Genomic DNA, 7330 nt, shown 5'->3' on the forward strand with positions numbered 1-7330 from the left:
CGTTTCGACGAAGGCTGGAATTAGATACCCTAATGTCTGTACAAATAAGTAAACGTTCTGACGCATTTGAATCAATTGGTCGAGTTGCTGCGTGACTAGTTTTAAAGTGTTGAGAAATTTATGTTCGCTATAGTGCCTAGAAGATTTTTCTCGATATAGTGTGTATCCATCAGCTTCCTTTAAGATCGTGTTAGGCCCTACGGCACGACCGGCATTCGAAAATTGTAGTAAAAAATAGAAGTACGTCTCATGCTGAGACAGTATTTGAAGTGCTTTCTCAACTTGATTAGCGCGAGAGTCGATTGAGCTCAGGTTTAGCGTGCTGAGATGATTTATACATCCTGCGTAAAAGTCGAATGGGGCCTGTGCCGCCAATTGAGATCCAACTAAGTATCTCTGAAATTCTAGACCTTTATGAGCTAATAGGACTGTTGTGTCGTGTTTGATTTTAGCAACTAATACGTTATCGGTTACTTCGCTAACGTCCTGTATTATATCGTTAAGTATTTTAAGAAAGTTGGTAGCTAGATGGGTATTTTCGGTAGCGATGTAACTATTTGACGCTCGCCGATAGACCGGAATGTTGCCGCTGAGTACAAAACAAGCGTTTTCATCAAGATGTTTTAATCGATATATAATGTGGGCAGATCTAGTTATGCGATTGAGTGTTGGCACTGAGCCGGCTTGCTTAAGCTTAAATGTTTTTTGTACGCCGCTTTGGTCAATTTTGCTATCTTGGTTATTAAAAACTGTTTTTAGGAGCTCATACAAGGTAGCGGGCAACCTTACAGTTACATGAGCTGCTTTAGTCGCACCTTTCCCTTTTTCTCTAGCGAAATCGGTTGCACCATTACTTACGAGATATGAAATCGTATTGTTGTCATGAAATTTAATTACCCAGTCTTTATGGTCTTTATTTTTTTGAGGATCAAACAACCTCATTTGTTCAATGCCTAATGCCGCTCTTAATAAAGCGACTGTAAAAAAAGTGATTTTGTTTTTATCTGCTAGGTACGCTAAGTACGTAATAATGACTTGCCGTGATAGCTGGTTTCTATCCGAAAAAGTTCTGATATTCTCCTTAGAAAAATCTTTTATAACATTGCGTTTGAATAATGCCTGCGACCTTGTATCAAGAAATCCGAATGGGTTTGTATCAATTTCCTCGATATCTTTTGTTTCATCATCAATTTCGTGTGTAATCTTTTTACGGGGCGGACGCGATTTGATTACTATTTCTGGTGGGTTATCCCAAAATGTTGAGTGAGTCTCGGGAATGAATGACATAGCTAGGCCGCCCACTAAACGGACGTTATGATCAAGGGTAAACGTCCGTTCAAATTTAAAATCTTCATTCTTATCGGTATTCGAGAGAACTTGCAGGTTATTGCGCGAAGCCATGTTCATAATTATGTCATCTCTAACGGTATAAACATCGTCATGATAGCTATCAAGGCTTACGAGTTTTTCAGCAACTTCTGTGTTGGCAAATATTTTCTTAACGAAAAGGTCAATGCATAGGTTGATATCGTTCGAAGCCCAGGATTTCTCTCTCAGCCGGTGAACTTGTGTAATTCCGAAATAAACAGGGTAGTTTGTTCCAACCTTAGATATCTTCTTGTTTGTATCTGCATTTTCGGGGATCGTATTAATCAATTTATGGATCTTTTTTCGCTCACTGCTAACGCACCAGTTAGCGTCAATCTGCCACTCAGCCAGTATTGAAAAGAGCTTTTTAATATATCGCAAGGACGGCGGCGGCAAACAGTGTTGAAAAAGTATTTTCGTTGCGAGATGCAAGTGCTCCGGAATTTCAACATTATTGAAAACGAATTCCGTAGAGTCGACATAACGCTGCGACAGAAAGTCCATTATGCTTTTAAATTCTGAGTGATTGTTAATGCAGTATTATGAAAACCCTCAGCAAAAGAGACGAATCTTTCAGAATTGCGCTCGAGCTTCCTAAGCCGTTTAATGAACCCTTTTTCGTAGTTCTTCTCTTTACTCTTCTGTTTGTCTTTTTTTAGTGTCCTAATCATCGTGCGGTAGTCAAAATAATTGTTTAATTTCGCGTAGTCATTCCATTTTGGCGCTAGCTCTATTTCATCGACAATAGTCGCGATAGTCCCTGGAGCTGTGTTTAATAGCTTGGCAATGACCTTAGTCGGAAATGCATTGGGTGAGCGAGCTTCAAGTTCGAAACCAGTAACAACTACATCTAGTAACTCTTTTGAATGAACCATTTTTTCTATGACGTCTCTAGTCACTTTTGTGTTCAGTGGTTTAGGTAATATGCTGGCGAGTTCGCCAAACACGAAGTCATCAAGTCTATCTTGAACTTCATTCTGTGAGTAAAGAGCGAATGCTTCTATTACTACATCAGGTTTCAATTGGGCAAGGTGTGTCTGAATACAGGGCGATAAGTGGTTTACCAATCTATATTGTGACTTATCAGCTTTATAAGGACGTAATAAAATCTTGTGCAGTGAGCTATGGCGCGGAAGATATATTTGAGACGAAGGTTTAATTCTTGTCTTAATTCCACTAATTTGTGAGACTTGAACAACAACTGTTTGTCCTGATACCTTTAGCTTAGAATTTATGGCAAGTATTTCTGGGTCTTTTTGTTTTTTTGAAGTTGTCATAGCTCAGTGGTCAATAAAAGTTGTTGTTTTAGTTGCGTTGTATAATATCTGATCATTATGCAAGCATAATAGCAATGGTTTGATGTGTTAAATCTAGGTAATAATTCTGTGTCTGATTACGATCTTATAAAAAGGCTAAAAAAAGAGTTTGATGTTGAGTCAACTAACGCTCTTTCTGAGCGGCTGAGCATCCCCCTTGCAACTATTACTAAAGTTGAGCGAAAAGAGGGGAGTCTCCCTTGGCGAGCAAGATTAGTTATTCTAGATAAGCTTGGGTTTGCTGCAGCACGTAGGGGGGTAGAGGCATTGTTACCTGATAACCTAGCGAAAAAAGTTCGTGATGCTAGTAACAGTCAATTTTTGCGCGGAATTGATGATGTTCCTTTTGTCCGAGAGCCAGAGTGTGAAGTTTCAGCCGATACTATTTTACGATTAATCACAGACGAATGTTCCTTGAAAGTGGTAGCTCCGTTTTATGAACATCTCAACTCGAAATATGAGACTGCTGCAGAGCAATCACTAGATCAAGAAGATAGGATCAAGCTTGTTGAAATCTTATACAAGGCTGATGCAGAAAAATGGGGAAAACTGATTTCTCAGCTTTCCAGTTCTCTATCTTCAAATCGCGAGCTGTATATAGCTATTGAATTAATTATTCACCAGGACGAAGAGCACGCCAAGAATGTATTGGATTTTATCGCTCGCGCAAAAGGCGCAAAAAATACAAGAGAGTTATGCGTGCTACTTAACCTTACGCAAAGCCAACTTAGCCGCATGAAAAATGGAAAAACAAAGCTCACTCCGAGAGTTGCGGTAGAAGCTGCTTTTTTGTCAAAATCCAAAAATATTAGTGCAAACGAAGAAGAGTTTTTGGAACTAGACCGCTTCGTAAGTAACCCCGATGTGATTATAAACGAGCTTCTCTGAGTTTTGATTGTGAAAGCGTAACTGGGATTCGCAGAACTAGTATTCTGAGAGAGTTTAGTTTTTATGGTGAACATATAAAGTGATGTTCTGCTGAGTTCACGATGTCCGCAAAATAGCCAAATAAATAGCTCATCACTAGAAAAGCTTAGTGGTTTTAATTCACACTAATTATGACCTTTTCTATGTCGGCATTCCGTACCAATTATTTCAGGTTACTATGAGCTTATCTTGTCTTCTATCGCAAGTGCTTTTTGAATCTGGTTAACAGTCTTATTTTCCGTGGAAGCTTGAAGAGTCTGGGTGTTTCGCTGGCTCAGGTTTAAATGATTCCTTTTTAATCAAATAGCTAGTAAATTACGCTATGTCTGTATAGAGGGGTATAGAGAGAGTATAACTACATGGGATTGCCTGCCTTTATCAATCAATCTGAGAAGGATTGGATCTTTAAAGTCACCAAAGAAACAAGCGTTCAACCAGAGCGCGATTTGTGCCTGCTTGCTCTTTTCTTGGGTACGCCAATGACAACTCTAGAAATAAATCGTGTTCAGATCCAAGATGTTTTGCATCGTTCTGGAAAGCTTTGTCGAGAGTTCGTTATACGAGGGAATGTTTCTTTCAATGGTGATGAGCGTCATGTGTTTTTAAAGAATGCCAAGGTTAGGAAATATTTAGCTGCGTACTTAGATCACCGAATAAAAGAAAAGATATTATTGGGTAATCATCCTGATTATTTCCTTTCCCTAGATCCAGATTCGCCCTTATTTTGTACAAACAAAGGACGTGGTGAACCAGGATGGCGAGGCTTTAGTATTGCTAAGAGGGATACTAATAGGGGCAGCGTTAGCTATACATGTGATGCATTAAACAGACATTTGAAGCAATTACTATCCAAGGCCGGTGTGCAAGAGCCATCGATACTTTCTGGGAGAAGAACATTCGCCGTTGTGCTTAAACGCAAAGGTTTGGATACAGCCCACATACATCATTTACTTGGCAATAAAAGCCTAGAGACTACCGAAAAGCTATTAGATACTGACCCCGTAGATATGGAATATATCGCTTCTGAAGGTTTCTAACTAAAGTAGACCATCTGTGAACATTACGCTGGCATCTCTCAGCACATTATTGTGTCGTTTGTGTGCCAATTTCTGCCGTTGGAGGTTATTCCTAGTTTGGCTAGATTGCTATAATAAGGTGGCTTAGAACCATTATGTATTTCGAAGTTGCTTGTATTTTACACTAGCTTCATAAGTATTCAGTATGTCTTCCGATACTTCATGTTGAGCGTTGTAATAGTCACTAATGACTTTAACTTTTTTTAGCAATCCTCTTTGCGTGAAAGCAGAAGCGCCAATCCATACCTCACCCTTGCTACCATTTAATACAGCGTGGTAAGTAAGTAGCCTTTCACTCCCTCCACCAATCGTCCAGACTATACCCTGTGCGCGTTGGAGCTTTAATTTCACATTTCTTCCTAGTGAATACTTAGAGACTAATCCTTTATGTCTAAAAGCTTCAACAATTCCATTACTCTTATTGAAAAGGAATATTAGTCCGGCTGATTTTCTGTAGCTATGAAGTGATAGAATAAAAGCTACAACCATAAGTAGCAGAACAACTATCAAGGAAAGTTCTATATATTCGCCGACTTGTTGATTTCGCTCCATTAAAATAAATGTGAGTAAATACAAGACAAAGAAAACCGGTATTGCAACAACCCCAAATAGTGCTCTGCCAGTGTCTATTCCTTTGACAGCAAGCTTATTACCGACTTTCTTAGTTCGAACCATCTGTGATCCTAATGATTAGTTTTGACTATATTTGATTAAAGAAGGAGTGTAATTAAATACGCAATTAACTCAATCATCAATCATGGGTTTTCGATTCGGATTAGAAAATTTCGTTTAAGCCAGTATTAAAAGCTAGAAGGAAAGATGTGTTGAAACAACAGTCCCTATCAGGTGCTGATAGTTGGCTGTTTTATACTAAAAAACTAATCTTCGAGTGACAGCAATGCGGACTTTCTTGCTGCAAGATCACGAGCGCTTCTGCCAATATACTCTCCACTCTTATTGCTATAGAGAATCCCAATGGAATCCGTTAGTATCATAGAAAATGCTAATGCACGGAAAAACGGAAAAACGGAAAAACTTAGATATGAGCAGCAAAAAGTTCTTCGAGGCGAAATTCGATAAGGGCATAAAAGCTATTGTTTGCGGGAACTGTGGAGCCAAGATAGCTAGCACGTTAAATGATTGCGTTGGCCCTAGCGGAATGGTTGAAATAGGTGGCTGTATCAAGCAGTGCGAATGTCCACAATGTGGCGAGAAAAATTGCTGTAAGCGGAACAATCCTAAACGGGATCTTGAGCCAGGTTTAAATTTCTAAGCGAGAACGACAAATAAAATACGGAAAACGGAAAAGGATTTTTGCAATGTTTCCTGTAAATAAGAAGCTAATGCGCCGACTTGATCGTGAAGGTGCATTTAAAAGCAAGTCTGTGAAAAATACCAATGAGAATATAGATATTGATGTTGTCGGTATTATCTGGACTTTGCTTAGGGAGTCACCCTTTTTGTTTATAGGTTTGGGAGCACTAAGCGTTCTTAAGAATAATACCGACATTAATTTTACAATCGTTCTTGTATCTTCGATTTTGCTTGGTGTTTGCTCGCGCTTTATCATGTCAGCTTTGGTTATAAAAGCTGATGCCTCATCAAATATATCTTATAGGATAATTCTAACTGTGTTGTTGGGGGGCATGCCATTTTTAATGCTCTATTTACTGTTTAGTACCATTTTTTCGGTGAATAGTATGATTGGAAATTTCGTAGTTATAGGAGTGACGCTTTTTTTATCAGCCATTATCGGCTCTTCTATTTTTGATGAGCTGAGTTAATAAAAATGAGTACATGTTAGAGAAACAACTTAAACGGAAAGCCGGAAAAATAATGTATCAGACCAAAGTATTGCTTTTGTTTTTATACGTGTCGATTGCAATTACTAAATTGCTAATAGAGTTTAAAAGGAGCATCTAAATGAAGCTAGCGTTATTTTCTGCCGTATTAGTGTTTGTAAGTCTAGATTCTGTTGCGGCCCAACTCCCTTTTGAATTTGAGTTCGGGTCCAGTAAGAGTGATGTTAAGTATGAAGTGTTATCCCCAGGTCAAGAACAGCTCTGCACCTTAGAAGATATCGTTAATCATTATTTCAGTTATTACCCGCACGACGAAAAATCTAGAGCGTGGAAAGACAAAATCGATGCTGACCTTTTTAAGTATAGTGTCAGATTTGATCATGACCTTGAAGACCTACGCAATCAAAAAGGGAGAGAGGAGTTCTTGTTACATACAGGAGTGTATAGCAGCTGGATTCAAGAGGATGCAGCACCGCATGTGAAACGCTTGTTTAAAGAACGCATTGACTCAGTACAATATCGAAAGGCCAAGGCTATTGTTGGGAATTTATTTAGCTCTGATGAATTTCAGGATTTCTTGAACTATGAGCCGCCAACGCTAGAAATTCAAACTATTCACTACAAGGTTCCACGAGGCATTGTATGTGCACAATACAAGGACGAAAAGCTCATTCAACTAGGCCTAAATAAAAACGGTTTTAAGCAAGATTTTAGTAAGATTACCAAAGCCGTGATTAAAAAATATGACGGTAAAAAAGAAGTATTTAAAGTGAACGGTTACAACAGCATAGAAACTGCTTGCGGACGTCGAAACGCCGAAAATTGTACAATAACTTCTTTT

At 38.8% G+C, this 7330-nt stretch carries 7 protein-coding genes; 4 read left to right on the plus strand and 3 right to left on the minus strand.

The features are described from left to right. Positions 1-1872, minus strand: a 1872-nt coding sequence (locus A3761_RS08210) for a hypothetical protein (RefSeq protein ID WP_156491743.1), incomplete at its 3' end; no start/stop codon positions are given. Then, positions 1872-2645: a hypothetical protein gene (locus A3761_RS08215; RefSeq protein WP_068739747.1), complete on the minus strand. Its 774-nt coding sequence runs from the start codon at positions 2643-2645 to the stop codon at positions 1872-1874. The genes A3761_RS08215 and A3761_RS08210, both read right to left, overlap by 1 nt. Before the next feature lie 108 nt (positions 2646-2753). On the opposite strand from A3761_RS08215, the gene A3761_RS08220 reads away from it, so the two are divergent. Both A3761_RS08220 and A3761_RS08225 read left to right on the plus strand, forming a co-directional pair. Next, positions 2754-3572, plus strand: coding sequence for a hypothetical protein (locus A3761_RS08220; RefSeq protein WP_068567924.1), 819 nt, complete (start codon positions 2754-2756; stop codon positions 3570-3572). Positions 3573-3970: 398 nt separating this feature from the next. Beyond that, positions 3971-4648: a tyrosine-type recombinase/integrase gene (locus A3761_RS08225; protein WP_068567925.1), complete on the plus strand. Its 678-nt coding sequence runs from the start codon at positions 3971-3973 to the stop codon at positions 4646-4648. Positions 4649-4780: 132 nt separating this feature from the next. Here A3761_RS08225 and A3761_RS08230 read toward each other — a convergent pair whose 3' ends face one another. Continuing rightward, positions 4781-5362 (minus strand): hypothetical protein, encoded by a 582-nt coding sequence (locus A3761_RS08230; protein ID WP_068567926.1) that lies wholly within the window; start codon positions 5360-5362, stop codon positions 4781-4783. A 644-nt stretch (positions 5363-6006) separates the two neighbouring features. Here A3761_RS08230 and A3761_RS08240 point away from each other — a divergent pair. Together A3761_RS08240 and A3761_RS08245 are read left to right on the plus strand one after the other, a co-directional pair. Continuing rightward, complete coding sequence (locus A3761_RS08240) at positions 6007-6471, plus strand: hypothetical protein (RefSeq protein ID WP_068567971.1); 465 nt, start codon at positions 6007-6009, stop codon at positions 6469-6471. A 139-nt stretch (positions 6472-6610) separates the two neighbouring features. After that, positions 6611-7330, plus strand: a 720-nt coding sequence (locus A3761_RS08245; RefSeq protein WP_156491744.1) for a hypothetical protein, incomplete at its 3' end; no start/stop codon positions are given.

It is taken from the genome of Oleiphilus sp. HI0123, assembly GCF_001635315.1.

What these genes read in the sequence shown, in the direction of transcription:
- A3761_RS08215 (WP_068739747.1), bottom strand. Translation starts at nt 2,645, where the DNA reads ATGACAACTTCAAAAAAACAAAAAGACCCAGAAATACTTGCCATAAAT.
- A3761_RS08225 (WP_068567925.1), top strand. Translation starts at nt 3,971, where the DNA reads ATGGGATTGCCTGCCTTTATCAATCAATCTGAGAAGGATTGGATCTTT.
- A3761_RS08230 (WP_068567926.1), bottom strand. Translation starts at nt 5,362, where the DNA reads ATGGTTCGAACTAAGAAAGTCGGTAATAAGCTTGCTGTCAAAGGAATA.
- A3761_RS08240 (WP_068567971.1), top strand. Translation starts at nt 6,007, where the DNA reads ATGTTTCCTGTAAATAAGAAGCTAATGCGCCGACTTGATCGTGAAGGT.